The sequence below is a fragment of the Flavonifractor sp. AGMB03687 genome, from assembly GCF_017811815.1.
Taxonomy (GTDB): Bacteria; Bacillota; Clostridia; order Oscillospirales; family Oscillospiraceae; genus Flavonifractor.
The window spans coordinates 199,519-217,019 of sequence record NZ_JADKZI010000002.1; the positions used below are offsets into that span (position 1 = coordinate 199,519).

The 17,501-nt window shown below is 62.4% G+C and carries 28 protein-coding genes; all 28 read left to right on the forward strand.

What is annotated here, in order from left to right; genetic code table 11:
• Positions 1-9: 9 nt before the first annotated feature.
• Genes J9789_RS04360 through J9789_RS04490 form a run of 28 tightly spaced genes read left to right on the forward strand, consistent with a single transcriptional unit; the run spans position 10 to position 17,379 of the window.
• Positions 10-1,203, forward strand: coding sequence for a phage major capsid protein (locus J9789_RS04360; protein WP_209342752.1), 1,194 nt, complete (start codon positions 10-12; stop codon positions 1,201-1,203).
• A gap of 2 nt (positions 1,204-1,205) precedes the next feature.
• Entirely contained in the window at positions 1,206-1,514 is a 309-nt protein-coding gene (locus tag J9789_RS04365) for a head-tail connector protein (protein ID WP_209342754.1), read from the forward strand.
• A 3-nt stretch (positions 1,515-1,517) separates the two neighbouring features.
• Positions 1,518-2,081 carry a hypothetical protein gene (locus J9789_RS04370; protein ID WP_209342756.1) on the forward strand — a complete coding sequence of 188 codons (564 nt, stop codon included), beginning with the start codon at positions 1,518-1,520 and terminating at the stop codon, positions 2,079-2,081.
• Positions 2,081-2,527 carry a hypothetical protein gene (locus tag J9789_RS04375; protein WP_209342757.1) on the forward strand — a complete coding sequence of 149 codons (447 nt, stop codon included), beginning with the start codon at positions 2,081-2,083 and terminating at the stop codon, positions 2,525-2,527. Before J9789_RS04370 ends, J9789_RS04375 begins: the two co-directional genes overlap by 1 nt.
• Positions 2,528-2,531: 4 nt before the next feature.
• Positions 2,532-2,990 carry a DUF6838 family protein gene (locus J9789_RS04380; protein ID WP_209342758.1) on the forward strand — a complete coding sequence of 153 codons (459 nt, stop codon included), beginning with the start codon at positions 2,532-2,534 and terminating at the stop codon, positions 2,988-2,990.
• Positions 2,991-4,073, forward strand: coding sequence for a phage tail sheath C-terminal domain-containing protein (locus J9789_RS04385; RefSeq protein WP_209342759.1), 1,083 nt, complete (start codon positions 2,991-2,993; stop codon positions 4,071-4,073).
• Positions 4,070-4,498, forward strand: a complete 429-nt coding sequence (locus J9789_RS04390; protein ID WP_245185068.1) for a phage tail tube protein — start codon at positions 4,070-4,072, stop codon at positions 4,496-4,498. The genes J9789_RS04385 and J9789_RS04390 overlap by 4 nt, the downstream gene beginning before the upstream one ends.
• A gap of 12 nt (positions 4,499-4,510) precedes the next feature.
• On the forward strand, positions 4,511-4,930 hold the full coding sequence (locus tag J9789_RS04395; RefSeq protein WP_209342761.1) for a hypothetical protein: 420 nt from the start codon (positions 4,511-4,513) through the stop codon (positions 4,928-4,930).
• Between the two features lie 29 nt (positions 4,931-4,959).
• Positions 4,960-5,091, forward strand: a complete 132-nt coding sequence (locus J9789_RS17250; protein ID WP_280842589.1) for a hypothetical protein — start codon at positions 4,960-4,962, stop codon at positions 5,089-5,091.
• Between the two features lie 33 nt (positions 5,092-5,124).
• Positions 5,125-7,221: a tape measure protein gene (locus J9789_RS04400; protein ID WP_209342763.1), complete on the forward strand. Its 2,097-nt coding sequence runs from the start codon at positions 5,125-5,127 to the stop codon at positions 7,219-7,221.
• A gap of 10 nt (positions 7,222-7,231) precedes the next feature.
• Positions 7,232-7,876 (forward strand): LysM peptidoglycan-binding domain-containing protein, encoded by a 645-nt coding sequence (locus J9789_RS04405; RefSeq protein WP_209342765.1) that lies wholly within the window; start codon positions 7,232-7,234, stop codon positions 7,874-7,876.
• The gene (locus J9789_RS04410; RefSeq protein ID WP_209342767.1) at positions 7,873-8,859 is read left to right on the forward strand and encodes a hypothetical protein; all 987 of its coding nucleotides are present in this window, start codon (positions 7,873-7,875) and stop codon (positions 8,857-8,859) included. Before J9789_RS04405 ends, J9789_RS04410 begins: the two co-directional genes overlap by 4 nt.
• Positions 8,856-9,341, forward strand: a complete 486-nt coding sequence (locus tag J9789_RS04415; RefSeq protein WP_209342769.1) for a DUF2577 family protein — start codon at positions 8,856-8,858, stop codon at positions 9,339-9,341. The genes J9789_RS04410 and J9789_RS04415 overlap by 4 nt, the downstream gene beginning before the upstream one ends.
• On the forward strand, positions 9,338-9,766 hold the full coding sequence (locus J9789_RS04420) for a DUF2634 domain-containing protein (RefSeq protein WP_209342771.1): 429 nt from the start codon (positions 9,338-9,340) through the stop codon (positions 9,764-9,766). The genes J9789_RS04415 and J9789_RS04420 overlap by 4 nt, the downstream gene beginning before the upstream one ends.
• Positions 9,753-10,835: a baseplate J/gp47 family protein gene (locus tag J9789_RS04425; RefSeq protein ID WP_209342773.1), complete on the forward strand. Its 1,083-nt coding sequence runs from the start codon at positions 9,753-9,755 to the stop codon at positions 10,833-10,835. Before J9789_RS04420 ends, J9789_RS04425 begins: the two co-directional genes overlap by 14 nt.
• Positions 10,836-10,845: 10 nt before the next feature.
• Positions 10,846-11,421 carry a putative phage tail protein gene (locus tag J9789_RS04430; RefSeq protein WP_209342775.1) on the forward strand — a complete coding sequence of 192 codons (576 nt, stop codon included), beginning with the start codon at positions 10,846-10,848 and terminating at the stop codon, positions 11,419-11,421.
• An 18-nt stretch (positions 11,422-11,439) separates the two neighbouring features.
• A complete protein-coding gene (locus J9789_RS04435; RefSeq protein WP_209342777.1) occupies positions 11,440-12,324 on the forward strand; it encodes an Ig-like domain-containing protein in 885 nt (294 codons plus the stop codon).
• Positions 12,317-12,682, forward strand: a complete 366-nt coding sequence (locus J9789_RS04440; protein ID WP_209342781.1) for a PF13754 domain-containing protein — start codon at positions 12,317-12,319, stop codon at positions 12,680-12,682. Before J9789_RS04435 ends, J9789_RS04440 begins: the two co-directional genes overlap by 8 nt.
• A gap of 6 nt (positions 12,683-12,688) precedes the next feature.
• Positions 12,689-12,955 (forward strand): hypothetical protein, encoded by a 267-nt coding sequence (locus J9789_RS04445; protein ID WP_209342783.1) that lies wholly within the window; start codon positions 12,689-12,691, stop codon positions 12,953-12,955.
• Between the two features lie 10 nt (positions 12,956-12,965).
• Entirely contained in the window at positions 12,966-13,274 is a 309-nt protein-coding gene (locus J9789_RS04450; protein ID WP_209342784.1) for a hypothetical protein, read from the forward strand.
• Positions 13,271-13,918 carry a hypothetical protein gene (locus tag J9789_RS04455; RefSeq protein WP_209342786.1) on the forward strand — a complete coding sequence of 216 codons (648 nt, stop codon included), beginning with the start codon at positions 13,271-13,273 and terminating at the stop codon, positions 13,916-13,918. The genes J9789_RS04450 and J9789_RS04455 overlap by 4 nt, the downstream gene beginning before the upstream one ends.
• 4 nt (positions 13,919-13,922) lie before the next feature.
• The gene (locus J9789_RS04460; RefSeq protein ID WP_209342787.1) at positions 13,923-14,177 is read left to right on the forward strand and encodes a hypothetical protein; all 255 of its coding nucleotides are present in this window, start codon (positions 13,923-13,925) and stop codon (positions 14,175-14,177) included.
• Positions 14,174-15,268, forward strand: a complete 1,095-nt coding sequence (locus tag J9789_RS04465) for a sigma factor-like helix-turn-helix DNA-binding protein (protein ID WP_209342789.1) — start codon at positions 14,174-14,176, stop codon at positions 15,266-15,268. The genes J9789_RS04460 and J9789_RS04465 overlap by 4 nt, the downstream gene beginning before the upstream one ends.
• Positions 15,252-15,548, forward strand: a complete 297-nt coding sequence (locus J9789_RS04470) for a toxin-antitoxin system toxin subunit (protein ID WP_245185069.1) — start codon at positions 15,252-15,254, stop codon at positions 15,546-15,548. The genes J9789_RS04465 and J9789_RS04470 overlap by 17 nt, the downstream gene beginning before the upstream one ends.
• Positions 15,545-15,688, forward strand: a complete 144-nt coding sequence (locus J9789_RS04475; RefSeq protein WP_209342790.1) for an XkdX family protein — start codon at positions 15,545-15,547, stop codon at positions 15,686-15,688. The genes J9789_RS04470 and J9789_RS04475 overlap by 4 nt, the downstream gene beginning before the upstream one ends.
• A 24-nt stretch (positions 15,689-15,712) precedes the next feature.
• Positions 15,713-16,174: a hypothetical protein gene (locus J9789_RS04480; RefSeq protein ID WP_209342792.1), complete on the forward strand. Its 462-nt coding sequence runs from the start codon at positions 15,713-15,715 to the stop codon at positions 16,172-16,174.
• Positions 16,167-16,907: a peptidoglycan recognition family protein gene (locus J9789_RS04485; RefSeq protein ID WP_209342794.1), complete on the forward strand. Its 741-nt coding sequence runs from the start codon at positions 16,167-16,169 to the stop codon at positions 16,905-16,907. Before J9789_RS04480 ends, J9789_RS04485 begins: the two co-directional genes overlap by 8 nt.
• Position 16,908: 1 nt before the next feature.
• A complete protein-coding gene (locus J9789_RS04490) occupies positions 16,909-17,379 on the forward strand; it encodes a phage holin family protein (protein WP_209342796.1) in 471 nt (156 codons plus the stop codon).
• The last annotated feature ends 122 nt before the right edge of the window (positions 17,380-17,501 follow it).

Here is a 17,501-nt window from a genome sequence, read left to right on the forward strand (position 1 = left end):
ATCAGAATAATGAAGCAGAAGCTCTACGACCTCATCAACAAAAGAGCCGGCCTGCTCCAGCAGGCTGAGGACGCCCTGAAGGCGGACAACAAGACCGAGTACCAGTCTCTGATGGAGCAGATCACCAACCTAAACAGTGAGATCCAGCAGGTGCAGGATCTGGTGGCAGAGCAGGACCGGCAGATGCTGACCGCGCCCGCGCCCACTGGCAGCGAGGCCATGGACATGATCCAGGAGAGGGCCGCCGCACTCCAGCGGGGTGACGATGTGACTTTCACCGCCAATGAGGTGCGCCGCGCCCTGAACAATCAGACCACCCTGGCCACCGGCACCATCGTCCAGCCCACCGGCGCCGGGGCGGAGATCCGGGACCCCGTGGGCAACGTGGTTCCCTCCATCGTGGACCGGGTTCGTGTGGTGGATATGACCGGGATGGGCAGCTTCATGGAGCCCTATGTGATCACTGAGCTGGACGCCAAGGGCGGAAAGGTAGATGAAACTGCCGGGACTGCCCGGGCAACCTCCACCGACCCCACCTTCGGTGTGGCTGAGATCAAGCCCTATGAGCTGAGCGTCACCAGCTATGTGGACCGGAACATCGCCCGCCTGTCTCCTGCCAACTACTACAACAAGATCTTCGGCATGGCCATGCGTGCGCTGCGGCGCAAGCTGGCCGACCTCATCGTCAACGGCGACGATCCCAGCACCCCCACTTTCTTCGGTATTACCAACGCCAAGAACAAGGCTGCGTCCAATATTTTTGCTGAGGCCGCTCTGGGGTCGGCTATCGATGTGAATACCCTGGACACCCTGTATTTTGCCTACGGCTCCGACGAGGCCATGGGTGCGGGTGCCCGGCTGCTGCTGACCAAAACCAGCCTGAAGGCCCTGGGCCAGCTCCGGGGTACCAACGAGAAGCGTCGGCTGCTGACGATCACGCCCGATCCCACCAATCCCAATTCCGGTACCATCGTGGACGGCGGCCTGGTGCTGCCCTATGACCTGGTGAAGGCGGTGGGGGATACCAAGCTGCTTTATGGCGACCCCATGAACTTTGAGGTGGGCCTGTTCGGTGACTACACCATCCGGGTGGATGAATCCGTCAAGGCGGTGGAGCGGATGTATGCCATTCTGGGTGACGCCTTTGTGGGCGGCAACCTGGTGGTGGACAAGGGCTTCGTGGTGGGCACCATCGGTGGCTGATTATGGCCATGACGGAGGAGCGGCGGGCCGGGCTGTTGGCCTATTGCCGCATTGAAGAGCCCACCACCGAGGAGCTGCTCACCCTGGAGACCCTGTATGATGCCGCTGTGGGTTACCTGGAGGGCGCTGGGATCTCCCAGCCGGCCCCGGGTACCCCCAGGGCCGCTCAGTACGATCTGGCGGTCAACTTCATGGTGCTGCGGGACTTCGACCTGCGGGACGCCGAGGTAACGGGGACCATCCAGGACAACCCCGCTTTCCGGCGGCTTATCACCCAGCTCAAGCTGACCGAGCCGAGAGAGGAGGCCTGACCCATGGCCTACATCGGAGCAGGCAAGCTGGACCAGCCCCTGGAGGTGTTGGAGCTGCGGGAGACTTCCGCTGGAGTGTGGGAGTGGTCCGCCATCCGTCGGGCCTGGGGCCAGGTGGAGCAGACCGCCAAGACCAACCTCTTCAGCAAGGTGGGCGTGGGGGCCAGGGATACCGCCATCGTGCTCCGGCGGCAGCGTCTCACCCTCCACAACGCCCTGCGCTGGAAGGGACAGCACCTGTTCCTCACCGCCATCACCAGCCGGGACCGCAACCACCTGGATGTGGCGGCGGCCCTGGTGGAGCTGGTGGAGTGCCGAGCGGATGCCGACGAGGGAGAGGACGGGGTGAGGTTCCCCGGCGTGCTCACCGAGAAGTATGCCAAATGGGACCAGCCGGAGCCCTACTCCGTCAACCATCTGACTTATGTGCTGGTGACTCCAAAGGGGATCGTGCTCCAGCGGGGCGGCCTGGTGGCGGTAGATGGCGTCAACTACGAGGTGCAGGTGGCCCACACCCTGGACCGGTACAAGAACGAATATGAGATCGTGCGGACGGAGGATCTGTGATGGCGCTGCAGATCGATATCAGAGAACTGGAGCAGCTGGATCAGGAACTGGCCCAGGCGATGAACCAGACGCCTGAGATCAAGCGGGAGGCCCTGGCTGAGCTGGGCCAACAGCTGCTGGCAGGGGTAAAGAGCAGGATCGGCGGCACCGGTAAGGTGCAGCGGTGGCAGCACGTCCATCTTGGATCCGGCGGTGGTTATGTGGCGGTCCACGCGGCGGAAAACATGGCGGATGAACACGGTCGGGCGGTTGGGGCAATTACCAACGCCATTGAATCGGGCCACAAGATCAGACCGCCCAGTGGAAGAGCAAAGCGGTATACACCTCGTATCCACAAGTCCAAGGTCCCCGCCAAGCGGATGTATGCCGGCACGGATATGGGAGCGGTGGTGGACCAGGCGGCGGCCAATCTGGCCCTCCGGCTGGCACAGAATCTGGAGGGATAAGACCATGCTGAGAATCAATGCCATTCTGGACGCGGTGGAGGCGCTGACAGGGGAGACCTTCCCCAAGCTGAAGGGCTACCGCAACCTGGTACACAAGAATTTTGAGCGGCCCTCTTTCCTGGTGGAGGTTGGCAAGCAGACCATGGAGGATGCCACCCGGCGCATCGTGGAACGCACCGCCCAGGTGAAGGTGACCTTTTTCGAGACGGTGGACGACTACCACGACAGTCAGATCGAGGTGCTCAGCGACTTGCTGACCAAAGCCATGGTGCTGTACAGCGGTGGAGCTATCCAGGTGGAGGACCGGTTTTTGGATATCTCCGCCGCCGCCGGCGAGGTATTTAACGACTACGCCGAGCTGACCTTCACGCTGTCCTGGCATGATGACCGGGATCTGTCAGAGACGGAGGGGGCCCTGATGGCCAAGTTTGATTTTGAAATCAGAGCAAAGGAGGAGACATAAATGGCTGGTATGGGACAGCCTAACCTGACCATCGCCTTCCACAAGGCGGCGGAAGAGGTAGTAAACCGGCTGAAAAACGGCATCGTGGCCGCCATCGTGCGGGATACGGGGGCGGAGGCGGGATTGTATTCCCTGGCCGACCCGGAGGACATGCCCAGCGGCCTGGGAGCAGAGGTGCAGGCCTACATCACCCGGGCCTTTCTGGGGGGCGACGGCAAGCCCCAGAAGGTGCTGCTGTCGGTGATCGGCGCCGAGGACGACCTGGTGGAGGTGGGGTGTGCCGCCCTGGCCTCCAGTGACTTTGACTATCTGGCTTGTCCGGCAGATGTAGAGGCCGAGCAGATGACCGCCGTCGTCACCTGGCTGGATGGCGCCCGGAAGAAGTATTGCATCGGCAAGCTGGTGCTGCCCAACCACAAGGCGGACAACATGGCGGTGGTCAACTTTGTGGCTACCGGCATCAAGGTGGGAGAGAAGAGCTATACCGGCGGAGACTACTGCAGCCGAATTGCCGGCGTGCTGGCGGGTACCCCCATCGAGTCCTCCGCCACCTCCACTCCTCTGGCAGAAGTCACCGCAGTGGACGAGATCGCCGATCCGGACACCGCCGCCGACAGCGGCCAGCTCATCCTGATCCATGACGGCCGGAAGGTGAAGCTGGGCCGGGCGGTGAACTCCCTGACTACCGTGTCGGGAGACATGAGCGAGAGCCTGAAGAAGATCAAGATCGTGGAGGCCCTGGATCTGATCCGAAGCCAGTGCCGCACGGTCATTGAGGACAAGTACATCCGCATGGCCAACAGCTACGACAACAAGATGCTGCTGGTCAGTGAGATCCACGCCTTCCTCCAGACCCTGGAGGGGGAGGGGGTCATCCAGGCCGGCTCCAGCTATGTGGAGCTCAACCTGGACAAGCAGAAGCAGTGGCTGAAGGACAACGGCGTGGATGTCTCCGGCATGACCGACCAGGAGATCCTGAAGGCCGACACCGGCTCCTGGGTCTTCATCAAAATGGGCGGCGTGGTGCTGGACGCCATGGAGGACTTCGATCTGGACTACTACATGGGAGGTGAGGGTGTATGAGCACCATCGACAGCGCCAAGAGAGTGATGTCCGGTACCTTCGGTGAGCTCTGGTGGGACGGCGACCTGGTGGCCGAGTGCTACAAGTTCACCGCCAAGTATACCAACAGCAAGGAGGCCATCAATCTGCCCCGGCAGATGGTGGAGGACAGCAAGGTCATGGGCTCTAAGGGCACCGGCTCCATGGGCCTGTACAAGGTGTACAGCCGGTTCCGGGAGATGGCCGACGCGATCCGGGATGGCAAGGATGAGCGGGTGACCGTGGTGAGCAAGCTGGACGACCCGGATGCCTATGGCGCCGAGCGGGTGGCCCTCTACGGGGTCAGTCTGGATGAGGTGCCCATTGTGAACTGGGAGCGCAAGACCGTCCAGAAGGATGAGGTGCCCTTCACCTTCACCAGCCACAAATACCTGGAATCTGCGTAAGGAGGATCTGAGATGAGTAAGATTTTGGACCTGCTGCTTCGGCCGGAGACGCCGGATGTGCAGAAGGATCTGCCCCGGAGCAATTATGAGGTGCTGCGGCTGAGCCAGCTCTATGGTGAGCCCTTTGTGCTGGAGCTGAAGGGCCTGCCCTATGGTAAGGCCCTGGAACTGAAGGACATGGCGGATGCTGAGCTTCAGACGGTACTGGCGGGGGATGCCGCCGGTATCTGGAAGTCACCGGAGCTGCTGGCGGCCCACGGCCCCACCCCAGCAGAGGCGGTCAAGTCCCTGCTGCTGCCCGGTGAGATCCGGGCGGTATCCATCGAGGTGGAACGGCTCAGCGGCTACCGCAAAACGGTGGTATTGCCCTGGGGTAAGGGTGAGGTCACGGACGCCGAAAGTGCCGTGGCGGAGGAATTGGAAAAAAACTAACCGAGGGCGGGGACCGGGATCTGGCGGTGATGTACCTGCTGTTCCGGGAGAAAAATTGGTCTCCCGGACAGTACTGGTCCCTGTCCGCTGGGGAGAAGGCACTGGTGCGGGCCTTTCTGTCCCGTGAGATACGGCAGCGTATGGAAGCGGTACGCCAGTGACCCACGCCCAGGGGAAGAACGAAGGAGGGCCCAATGTCCAGAGAAGCCAGTATCCTGTTAACCTTACGGGACCAGTACAGCCCGCGGCTGCAGCAGCTGCGCAGCGCAAATGCCGACCTTGGGCGGGAGTTTGAGACGCTGCGGCAGAGAGCCCAAGCCTATGAGACTCGGCTGTCCGGGCTGATTCAACAGCAGGGGCGGCTCCAGGTTGAGCTGGCTGACGCGAAAAGAGCACTGAAGGAGGCCGAAAAGGCCTATCGGGATACCGGATCTGCGGCAGATGCGGAAGCGCTGTCCAGAGCGACGGAACGCTATGAATCACTCCGTACAGTGCTGCGGGAGACCACAGAGGCATCCCGAGATACCCAGAACGCAATGCGAGAGCTGGAGAATCAGGCTGACCGGCTGGCGCGTCAGGACTCAGGCAGCCTCAATACAGGTGCCGCAGGAGGGTCATCCGGCGGTATTCTGAGGGCCTTGGGACAGGCGGGCGCCTGGAGCATGCTGGGGGATGTGGCCAGCCAGTTGGCTAATACACTGGTGGGCTCTGCCTTTGGCAGTGACGCGGGCAGCCTGTTCTCCAGTGCTCTGGGCGGCGCCGGCAGCGGCGCCGCCATCGGGACCATGATCGCCCCGGGCATTGGTACCGCTGTTGGAGCAGCTCTGGGTGGTCTGGTGGGACTGATCGGCGGAGGCACACAGATCTACGAGCAGCAGGATGATGCCTTTAAAGCGTATTACCAGGAGCTCTATGAGAAGGGCGAGCAGGCCGCAGAGGAGAGCTTGACCAACGGTTCGTCCACTGCGTCTCAGCGGGAGCTGGACAGGATCGCCTTCAACCGCCTGCTGGGGGAAGGTACGGGTAGTCAGTATCTGTCTGACCTGCGAGTGATGGCGGCCTCTACCCCCATGGAATACAGCGACCTGACCGGCATGAGCCGGGCCCTGGCCACCGGTTTCGGCGACAGCCCGGAGCGGATGCTGGAACTGATGGAGGCCATCGGAGACGCCGGCAGCGCCGTGGGTGTCACTGCCCAGGATATGACCATGATGGCCCAGGCCATGAGCCGTATGCAGGGCTCCGGAAAGGCCAGCCTGGAGTACCTGAATATCCTCCAGGAGCGGGGCGTCAATGTCATCGGAATGCTTGCGGACGCTTACGGCAAGACCCAGAGTGAGATCTACGACATGATCTCCAAGGGGAAGATCAAAGGCGGAGACGCGGTAAACATCATCCAGGCAGGCATGGAGTCCATGTACGGCGGCGCCATGGAGACCATGGCCCAGACCTTCGAGGGCCTGACCTCTACCCTGGAGGATACCATGACCGAGATCGATGCCGCCCGAGGCAACGGCTATAACGAGACCCGAAAATACGGTATTCAGGCGGAACAGAAGGCTTACGACGGGGCCTTGGGAGATGCCGTGGCCGAGTTGAATCGCATCTCCGGAAATAATGCGGCCTACATGGAAAACCTCTCCGAACAGTATACGCGAGAAGCCCTGTCGGCGGTGCTGCTGGGGGAGGACACCTCCAGAGGACTCTTTACCGACGACCAAGTCCAGGCCCTCCAGGATATGCGGGGGGAATTTGTCCAGGCTTCGGCCGACTATGAAAACGGCAGCTATGAGGCAGGCATCACGATGGATAACCTTCGCCAGCAGGCTGAGGCGCTGGGTACAGCGGCCTATGAGTCCAGTGATGCCTATCTGATGGTCCACGAGAGTGAGCTGGATCTGATTGACTCAATCCGGGAGCTGGCGGCGTCCTTCGATGGGTGGCGGGCGGAGTACGATCTGCAGCAGGCCTTTACCAAAGGACTTGCGGGAGCTGTTTTGTCAGCTTTTGGATCAGACGGCGAAGAAAACAAGATCCGGAAAATCAATGCGCATCGCTATGCCACCGGCCTTGGTCGGGTGCCTTACAACGATTTTCCTGCCCTGCTCCATGAGGGAGAGCGGGTTCTGACTGCGACGGAGGCCCGAACCTACAACAAAAACGGCGGCTCGGGAGGGTTTGTAATCTCCGGCAACACCTTTGTGGTGCGGCAGGAGTCGGACATTGACGCCATCGCCACCAACCTGCTGACCAAGCTCAGGCAGGCCAGCCTGGCCGGAGCCTATGGATAGGGGGAAGACCATGTCACTGACCTTTTCTTTTTTGGCGGACGGTGAGGAGCTCCGGCTCCCAGTTCCGCCCCTGCCCTTTGGGTGGAACGCCGGCCAGAATGTACGGGAGCTTACCGTCAACGGTACAGGTACCGTCTATCTGCCCGGTGATCCATCTGCCTACAGCGGGGCCCTGGAGTGTCTCTTCCCGGCGGGGGAGCGGCCCTACAGCGCCCCAGGCGCAGTGGCCGACCCCTATCACTACGTCAACAAGTTCATAGCCTGGGCGCGGGGAAAAAAGACTGTGCGTTATGTGGTGCCAGGCGTCATCAACACCCGGGTCCTCATCGAGGAGATCTCCTATGAGGAACGGGACGGCACCGGGGATGTGTATGCAAAGATCTACCTGAAGGATTCTCAGGCTCTGGAGGCGGTGACCTCCGAGTCCGGCAGCTCGGGCAGCCGCAGCGAGGCGGAGCAGACCGGGCAGAGCCAGACCTATACGGTGGTGGCCGGGGATTGTCTGTCGGTGATCTGCCGCCGGTTCTACGGCAACGGTACCGCCAAGTATTACAACGCCCTGGCAGCCTACAACGGCATCAAGAACCCACATCTGATCTTCCCGGGTCAGGTGCTCACTCTGCCTCCTGCCAGCCAACTGGAGGTGAGCGGATGATCTTGAAGTTCACCTCCGGCGGCAGAACGGTGGAAAATGCCTGGCGCCTGGTAAACGGAGTGGAGTGGAGCGGCGACAAGCAGCGGGCCGCCCGCACCCTCAGCTTTGATCTGGCGGTGAGCCAGGCAGATCCCAATTTGCCGGCGGTGGAGTGTCCGGTAGGGGCCATGGCGGGCTTCTGGGACGACAGCGGGGCCCAGCTCTTCCAGGGGATCGTGGTGACCCGTACCCTCAGCGACACCAAGCCCACCGTGGCGGTCACCGCCATGGATCGGGGCCTGTATCTGGCGGGCAACCAGGGCACCCTGCAGGTGCGTGGGGAGACGCCGGAGTCCGCGGTGCGCCGACTGTGCCAGAGCTACGGCATCCCGGTAGGGGAGCTGGCGGCCACCGGGGTGGCGGTGAGCCGTAAATTCTCCGGTACCGATTTATGGCGCATCATCATTACCCTGTATACCCTGGCCTCCCGGCAGACGGGGAAGCAGTATCTGGCCCGGTTCGAGTGGGACAAGCTCACCGTCCGGGAGCGCAGCGAGACGGGGGAGAGCCTGGTGATCCGCCCCAAGTCCAATCTGCTGACCTCCACCACCACCGAGTCCATTGAGGACATGGTCAACAGCGTGGGCGTCTACAACTCGGACGGGGTGAGGCTGACCACGGTGCGGGATCAGTCAGCGGTAGATCTGTACGGCCTGCTGGAGCGGCATATTACCCAGCGGGAGGGGGAGGATGCCCAGGCTGAGGCCAAGCAGCTGCTGGAGGACAACGGCCTGGATCAAAAGGTGACGGTGACCTGTCTGGGGGATATCCGGCTCACCACCGGACGGACCGTGATCGTGCGGCAGCCCACCACCGGCCTGTCCGGAGTGATGTGGATCGATGCCGACAAGCACATCTGGGACGAGAACGGCTACACCGTGCAGCTGACCCTCAATCTGCGCAATGTGATGTATACCACAGAATCGGGAGGTGAAGTGAAATGAGTCCAGAAGATCCCTATACCGGCCTGCTGCTGGAGGTGGACAAGCGGGCCCAAAGTCAGCAGCCTCCCGGTATGCTCCTGGGTACCGTCCTGGATGTAGGTGAGGGGAGACTGGTGATCCGCGCCGGCGGTATGACACTGGATGAGCAGGATCTGATGGTGGATGCCCACCTGCTGGCCAGGAAGGAGGTGCCCTTCCGCATCACCATCCAGGTACCCGGAGAGCAGAAGGAGGGGGAGGAGGTCCTCCAGTCCTCCGTCACCCTGGATGTGGGCGGCAAGGATGTGCGCACCTACATCAACACGGGGGATACCATCATCACCTCCATCCCCCTGTGGGAGCTGCCCGGCACCCTGACCGGCACCGTCACCGGAACGGTGACCCTGGAGAGCGAGCGGCTGGCGGTGGGAGACCAGGTGCTGCTGCTGCCCGACGCCGATGGCCAGACCTACTATGTACTCTTCAAGGTGGTGAGCCCGTGACACTCTTTCCATTGATCAGCGCCCCCGATCAGGCGGGGCAGGGGACGGGCGTGCTGCCCCTGTACCGGGAGATCGCCTGGGATTTTGAGACGGACAGGCCCCGCTGGCGGGGCGGGAATCCGGTGTGGGTCACCGGGGCCCAGGCGGTGGCCACCTGGGCGTGGAACGCCCTCCACGCCGTCCGGGGCCACCTGGTGCTCTTCACCAGGGACTACGGCTGCGAGCTCCAGGAGCTGACCGGACGGCCATACACTGCCGAGGTCAAGGAGGCGGAGGCGGTGCGCTATGTGCGGGAGTGCCTGACGGTCAATCCCTACATCAACGACGTGCAGCAGATCCAGGTGAGCTTCTCCGGCTCTACCCTCAGTCTACGGTGTGTCGTCAGCACCATTTATGGGGAGGTGAGCGTGGATGTTGGACTTTAGCGTCTTTCATACAGAAGTCACGCCGGAGACCATTAAGGCCGAGCTGGTGAACCGCCTGACGGCTGCTGGGCTCGACATTGACACCCGGGAGGGTTCCTATACCGATCTCATCTATTCAGAGGCGGCTTATCAGATCTACAAGGCCTGGCAGCAATTCCGGGTGCTGCTGGCGGCCGCGGTCCCTGGGCCGGACTCCGGGCCCTATCTGGACCTGTTTGCCGGGCAGTATGGCATGGAGCGTACCCCCGCCTCCACCGCCCATGTGACACTCACCTTTACCGGCCAGGACGGGGCGGTCATCCCGGCGGGGACGGTGTGCCTCACCGCCTCCGGCCTGCGCTTCAGCACTGATCTGGAGGCCACGATAGCGGACGGTACCGCGACAGTATCAGCCACGGCAGAGGCTGCCGGTGAGGTGTACAACGTGGACGCCGGCAGTGTGACCCGCTTTCTGGTGACCATTCCGGGGGTGGAGGGTGTCACCAATGCCGGCCCAGGCGAGGGAGGAGCCGACGCCGAGAGTGATTCCTCGTTCTATGAGCGGATCTTTACCCGGCTGTCCAAACCGGTGGCCAGCGGCAACGTGTACTACTACGAACAGCTGGCCCGTCAGACCCCTGGTGTGGGCCAAGCCAAGACAATCCCCCTATGGGATGGTCCTGGTACGGTCAAGGTGGTGCTGGCCAGCGCGGACAAGCAGCCGGTGGACGAGCTTATCGTCACCCAGGCTCAGCAGATCCTGGACGAGGGGCGGGTCATCGGGGCGGATGTGACGGCGGTCTCCGCCCAAGCTCTGGAGATCACGGTCACCGCCACCTGCACGCTGGACGGCGGCGTCCAGGCGGACGCGGTGGAGACCCAGCTGTCCGGCTTGCTGCGGGAGATGTTTGAGGCCATGGAGTTCGGCACGGATGATCCCGTCCGGTTCAACCAGGTGGCGCTGCGGCTGTTGTCCTGTGACGGCGTGGTGGACTATACCAATCTGCAGCTCAATGGGCAGGCGTCAAACCTGTCCAAGACGGTGGAGCAGGTACCGGTGCTCCATACTGTGACCATCACCCAGGGTTAGGAGGGATCCCATGGAACCGCGCGACAAGCTGGAGCGGCTGCCCAAGCGGCTGCTGGACAGCCCCTATACCGCCGGGGTGTCCGACCCCATGGCGGACCTGTCCCAGGAACTGCTGGAGGGGGCCAGGCAGCTCTATCTGGAGTTCTACGCCCACACGGCCAATGAGGCCGGGCTGACGGAGTGGGAACGGCTCACCGGCCGCACCCCCGCCCCGGGTGCCACCCTGGAGGAGCGGCGGCAGGCGGTAGTGGCCCAGCTGTGCGCCGGCGGTACCGCCAATGCGGCCCTCATCGAGTCCATGGCCAAGGCTTTGACGGGGTACGACGTAAAGGTCACAGAACATTTCTCTGAATACACCTTTTCTCTGGCCTTTTATGGGGATGAGGGGGGATTTATCCGCATCGATGCCAAACTGCTCCGGGATTCGGTGGAGCTGGTGAAGCCCGCCCACCTGGAATTTATCATCAGCCCCATCACCTGGGGGGACCTGGAGGAAGCGGAGCTAACCTGGGCCGGGATGGAGGAGCAGTTCCCCACCTGGGGGCATTTTGAATTGCTTTTCTACTGTCACCCGAAAACAACCTGATATTTGGGAGGGAAACACATGATCAAAACCATGACGGCCAGGATCAATGGCCAGACCTATCAGCTGACCCAGGAAGAGGGCAGCGGCGACTGGGTGGTACAGATCCAGGCTCCGCTGCTGTCCAGCTATAACCAGGAGGGGCACTATTATCCCGTTGAGATTACGGCTACTGACGAGGGTGGAAATGCCACCACCATCGACGATGACCATTCGACGTTTGGCACGCAGCTGCGCCTGCAGGCCAAGGAGCGGGTAGCCCCAGTCATTGCCATCACCTCGCCCACCGCGGACGCCTACCTGGGAACGGCGGCCCCCACGATCACCTTCAAGGTGACGGACAACGACTCCGGCGTGGATACCGCCACGGTAGTGGTCAAAGTGGACGGCAAGCCCCTGGATCAGATCTCCAGCGAGGCCACAGACGGCGGGTATCTGTTCACCGCTGTGGCATCCGGTCTGGAGGACGGCCCCCACACCATTACGGTGGACGCTACAGACCACGACGGCAACGCGGCCCAGCAGGCTTCCGTCACCTTCACCACGGATACTGTGCCGCCGACCCTGAATGTCACCGCGCCTGTGGAGGGCTTCAAGACCAACAGCAGCAAACTGGTGGTAAGTGGCGAGACCAACGACATTACATCTGGCCCTGTTACCCTTACGGTCAACGACAGCCCGGTGGTAGTGGACGAGGGCGGTACCTTCTCCACAGAGGTCACTCTGACCGAGGGCGAGAATCAGATCACCATCAAGGCCACCGATGCGGCGGGCAAGCAGACCGTCGTCACCCGCACCGTCTATCTGGATACCAATGCCCCTGTGTTCGTCAGCGTATCCATGACGCCCAACCCCGTGGACTGCGGCGCCACCTTCGTCCTGCGGGTCAAGGCTACCGATGATTAAGCGGATCTGGGGCAGCTGTGACGGCGCGGAGATCCTGCTCCGGCAGGGTCAGGAGGGTCTGTGGGAAACCACAGTGCCCTCCAGGCCAACCGGGGAATACACCGTAGCCCTGTGGGCAGAGGATGACGCGGGCAACCGCAGCTATTTCTGTTCCATCCTCATGACCTACGACATCACCCAGCTGTGCTGCAGGGTGCAGCTGTTGGAGGTGGGCGCGGACTGGTCCACGGACCAGGTGGCGGCAGTGCTGTCCCGGCGTGAGATCTCCGCCCGGCTGCTGCCGGATCCGGTGGGGATCACGGTGGATCTCCATGAGATCGCGGTGGAGCTGATCCGCTGCCAGCTGTGTGGGAGGTGAGTTTCGGTGCAGGAGATCAGGATGCTGCTGGGGGAACGCCGGCGGCTGACGCTGCAGGTTACCATCCGGGACAGTGACGCCTTTACCATCCGGGATGGGACCTGGCGCCTGGAAGGCGGCGGCACCTCGGAGGAGGGTGTGGCGGAGATCGTGGATCACGACCTCCGGGTGGAGGTGGAGCCCAAAACCACCGGCCTGTATCAGCTGACAGTGACCTTCTCGGTGGGTACCGAGGTCATCAAAAAGCGGGTCTCCATCCAGGTAGGCAAGTGAGGTGAGCGGTATGGCGGACAGGTTTCCCCCGGTGATCCTGGCGGTCTCCATTCTGCCCAACCCGGTGGAAGTGGGTGGTCGGATCGCGGTGCGTGTCCAGGCAACGGACAGCGCCAGGGTGATCCTGCCGGGCGGCACCTTTGCCCGGCTGCGGGATGGAAAACGCCTGGCGGTGAGGAGGGATAGTATGGCAACCGAATATGAGCTGACCTGTACGGGGGCTGAGCTGGACGAGGCTGTGGCCAATGCGGCCAGCTGCGTCGAGGCCCTGGATGGCCTGGCTGAGCTGCTGGAGCAGGTGGTGGGGGTGCCGTCGTGAGTGCGAACCTGACGCCGTATATCTCGTTGCTGTGCGGGCTCCGGGATGACCTGGCCGAGAATCTGACCCGGATGGGAGTACCGGCCACCGCCGATGAATCCCTCCAGACGCTGATACCAAAAGTGCTGCGCATCGCCCAGGGCGACACATCCCTGCAGGTCTTCCAGGCGGCTCTAACACCGGAATTTGACGTCTCCTATGGCTTCTTTGGGGCCGGTGAGGTGGCCGAGTTTACCGGTATGTGCAGCATCACAGCCCTGTGCAGGATCCGGGCGCTGCGTGTGGAGATCACCGGGGAGGGGGCTGCCACACTGACCGTGGAGGCTCCCGGATGGACGGTGCAGAAAGATGCCGGGGTGACTGCGGTCTATCAGCCTGCCGGAGGTATGACCCGCTTTGACGGCCAGGATGCCCTGGACGGCATCCGCATCCACGGAGACGGGGCTACATCGGTTACCGCCACCATCCGGGTGATCGCCGTGGGAGAGGAGGGGCTGACCCTGTCGGCCACCGGCACTACCGACCTGGTGTTCAAGTATGGAGCGACCTGGGACGTGCTGGAGGCAATGGGCTATACCTGGGGCGGCCTGGACGGAAAGACCTGGTACGAGATCGAACATATCGGAAAACCGGACGCGGGGTGAGACGATGGCCAAGCTGACAGATTTGGCAGAGGAATATCGGGAGGCCGCTGTGCGGCTGCGGCTGGCCATTGAGGACCGGCAAGAGAGAGCAGCGCAAGGAGACTCCGGTGCCATCCGGGATCTCCAGCTCCTGCGGCAGATGTTGGCGGAAATGCGGGACCTGCGGCGGCTGACGGAGTGCTATTACTCCAAACCCCGGAGCCGCCTTTATACCACCGCAGGGTTGACGGCGCCCCGCAGGAATGGGGAAAAGGGATGAATGAGGCCCAGCAGGTAAAAGCAAGAGCCAAGGCACTGCGGGAGGAGCGGGCCGCTCTTCAAGCTAAACTGGAGGGGGTGCAGGGGCGGGAGGCACGGGCGATTCGCCTGGAACTGGCCCGGATCGGGGAGGATCTGGTGGACTGTTCCCGGCAGTTGCGGGAGTTGATGCCCCGGCACAAAATCAGCCGGGGCAGGACCTGGTCCGGTCTGGAGGGCTGGCAGTGGGATAAACTACAGTACCAGACCTGGGTAGAGCTGGAGGGTGCTGAGGATCCTCCGGAGGTGAACACGGAGCAGGACAAGATGCGCCTGGCGGTTCGGGCGGCCCGGATGGGCATCAGCCCCACCCAGGAAACCTACCTGGCCGGCACCGATGGGGGCGTCCGTCCTGCCCAGGTGGCCCGGGCTGCTGGGAGAAACCGTTCCACCGTGTGCCGTACCCTCCAGCGGGGGCAGCGCCGCATCGAGGCGGACGCCAGAGTCCTCTATCAGCTGCTGGGCAGCCAGGAGGGCGGCCCCCTGGTGGTGGACCTGGGGGAGCCGGAAGTGCTGAAAGCCGTCTTAGACCGGCTCACCCCCCGCCAGCAGACCTATCTGTATCTCTACTATGGCGAGTGGCTCTCCCTGCGGGAGATCGGTACCCTGCTGGGTGTGGATCACGCCTCGGTGCTCCGTTCCATCCGGTGTGGCCTGAAGCGGCTGGAGAGCCTGGCCCTGGGGGAACAGGTGGAGGTGCGGGGCCTGGACCAGCTGGAGGAGCGGCTTATGGCCCACTTCAACGACCTGCCCCCGGAAGAAGAGCCCCGGGAGAAGCGGACCTACCAAAAACGGAGCAACCCCACCCCCAAGCCTGTGCCCATCCATCTGAAAGACCTGCTGCTGCGCTTCGTGCGGGGCGGCCAGGTGCGGACGGTTGGGGCCGGTGGGCCGGAGTTGCAGGTGCAGCCGGAGGGCTGGAGTTCCGGGAAGCTGCTGGCCTGGCTGGAGGGGCAGGGGGGAGGCCGCCGGAAGCGGGCGTCCTGGATCCGCAGGCTGTTGTATCACTTATTTGCATGGATCAGGAGGGATTTGGATGTTGACCATCATTGAGATCGCGGCCAGAGAGGACGGCGGCCACGGCCTGCAGAGCCAGAGCCACCGGACCGAGTGCTGGCTGGAGGGGTGGATCGTGGTGCCGCCCCAGCTGGAGAAGGCTGCCTGGGACTGCTGCGGCTACTGTGATCTGACCATCAAGGACGGCGTACTGGTGGACCTGACCCCCGGTCAGATCCCTGAGCCGGAGCCTGCCCCGGAGCCGGAGCCCACGGAGGCGGAACGGCTGCGGGCGGATGTGGACTATCTGGCCATTATGACGGGGGTGGAACTGTGAACGCATACGAGCTGGCCAAGAAGTATTACCCCAAGCTGTGGGACAAGGAGCGCATCCAGGTCCTGGCGGCCGCCGGCAAGCTGACGGAGGACCAGGCCAGGGAGATCACTCAGGAGACCAACGCCGAATCGGCGTGGTAAATACATAAAAAAGGAGAATGAACTATGTCTGTTGAAACCATGAATCATCTGGTCGTACCCATCTATGCCCGGGCTGCCATGGACCGGGAGGAGACTGGCACCTCGGATCTGAGCGTGGCGGCTTCCAAGATCAAGAACAACATCGTCCAGGCCCTGCCTCTGAACCCCGTAGGCGGCATCCCGCTGGAGTATGTGCCCAACTACCGCGACTGGAACGCCGCCCTGAACCAGGTGGGCGCTGACGTGTTCTGGAAGGAATGGGCCGAGATGAACGAGCTGCGCCGCAAGCTGTGGGAGCCTCTCTATCAGCTGTTCCAGCTGAAGAAGTTTGACGAGATGGTGAAGATCATGGACAATCCCCCCACCGATGCGGCTCTGAAGAAGTGGCCTGACGACTGGGACGGCGTGCGGCCTGCCAAGAGCGAGGAGGGCTGGGTTGACCCCGATGCCCCCGATGAGGGTGAAGAGGCCAGCGGAGATGAGTAATAGCCCGCTGGTGTCATACACCATGCGGTCGCCAAACCGTAACAGCCCCAGGAATCACATCATTGATACCGTAACCATCCATTGCATGGCAGGTAACCTCTCCGTGGAGGCCTGTGGCGCTATGTTCGCCCGGGCCTCCACGGGGGCCTCTTCCAATTACGGTATCGACAGTGATGGCCGGGTGGCTCTGTATGTGGACGAGGGCGATCGATCATGGGCCAGCTCGAATCCAGACAACGATCACAGGGCAGTGACTATAGAGGTCGCTAGCGATAGCGTAAGCCCCTATAAGGTGACCGAAAAAGCCCTGGCCGTCCTCATCGACCTGCTGGTGGACATCTGCCAGCGCAACGGGATTAAAAAGCTGGTTTGGAGCAACAACAAAAAGGACCGGGTCAAGCACCGTGGCGGGTGCAACATGACCTGTCACCGGGACTTTGCCGCCAAGGCCTGCCCCGGGGATTATCTGTATGCCCTGGAGGGGGACATCGCGTCAGCGGTCAACAAGCGATTGGAGGAGGGGAAAGAAGTGACACAGGAGCAGTTCAATGCCATGATGGAGGTCTACCTCACCCAGCAGCGGGAGAAGGAGACCAGCACCTGGTCCAAAGAGGCCTGGAAAAAGGCGGAGACCGCCGGAGTATTTGACGGTAGTGCGCCCCAGGCCCCGCTGTCCCGGGAGCAGGCCTCCCTGGTGCTGGACCGGCTGGGTCTGCTGCCGGAGGGAGGCTGACATGGAGCACATCAATACTTTCAAGGCAGCGGTGGCCGCCGTGTGTGCCGCCCTCACTGCCCTGTGGGGCTGGTTTGGCTGGGTGGTGGTGGCCTGGATCGGCTTTATGATCATCGACTACGCTACCGGCTCCGCCGCAGCTCTGCGGGCAGGGGAGTGGTCCAGCAAATCGGCCCGGGACGGGATCTGGCACAAGCTGGGCAGCGTGGTGGCCGTCATTGTGGCGGCCATTCTGGACACGGTCATCGGCCATCTGCTGGGTAATGTGCCTGGGGTGGATCTGCCCTTCACCTACACGGTGCTCCTCTGCCCCCTGGTGGTCATCTGGTACATCCTCACCGAAGCCGGCAGCATTATCGAGAACGCCGGCGCCCTGGGGGCGCCTATTCCGGCCTGGCTGACAAAGATGATCGCGGCCTTGGGGGCCAAGGTGGATCAGGCTGGGGAGCAGTTGGATGGACCGGGTCAATAGAATATGTAGGAACGACAAAAGGCACAGCGTTGGCTGTGCCTTTTTAGTGCGTAAATTTTCTAATGTATTTTATCTGGGTGGTTAAATTGATTTTTTTAAAAATTTGCTGTACCGAGTGAAAA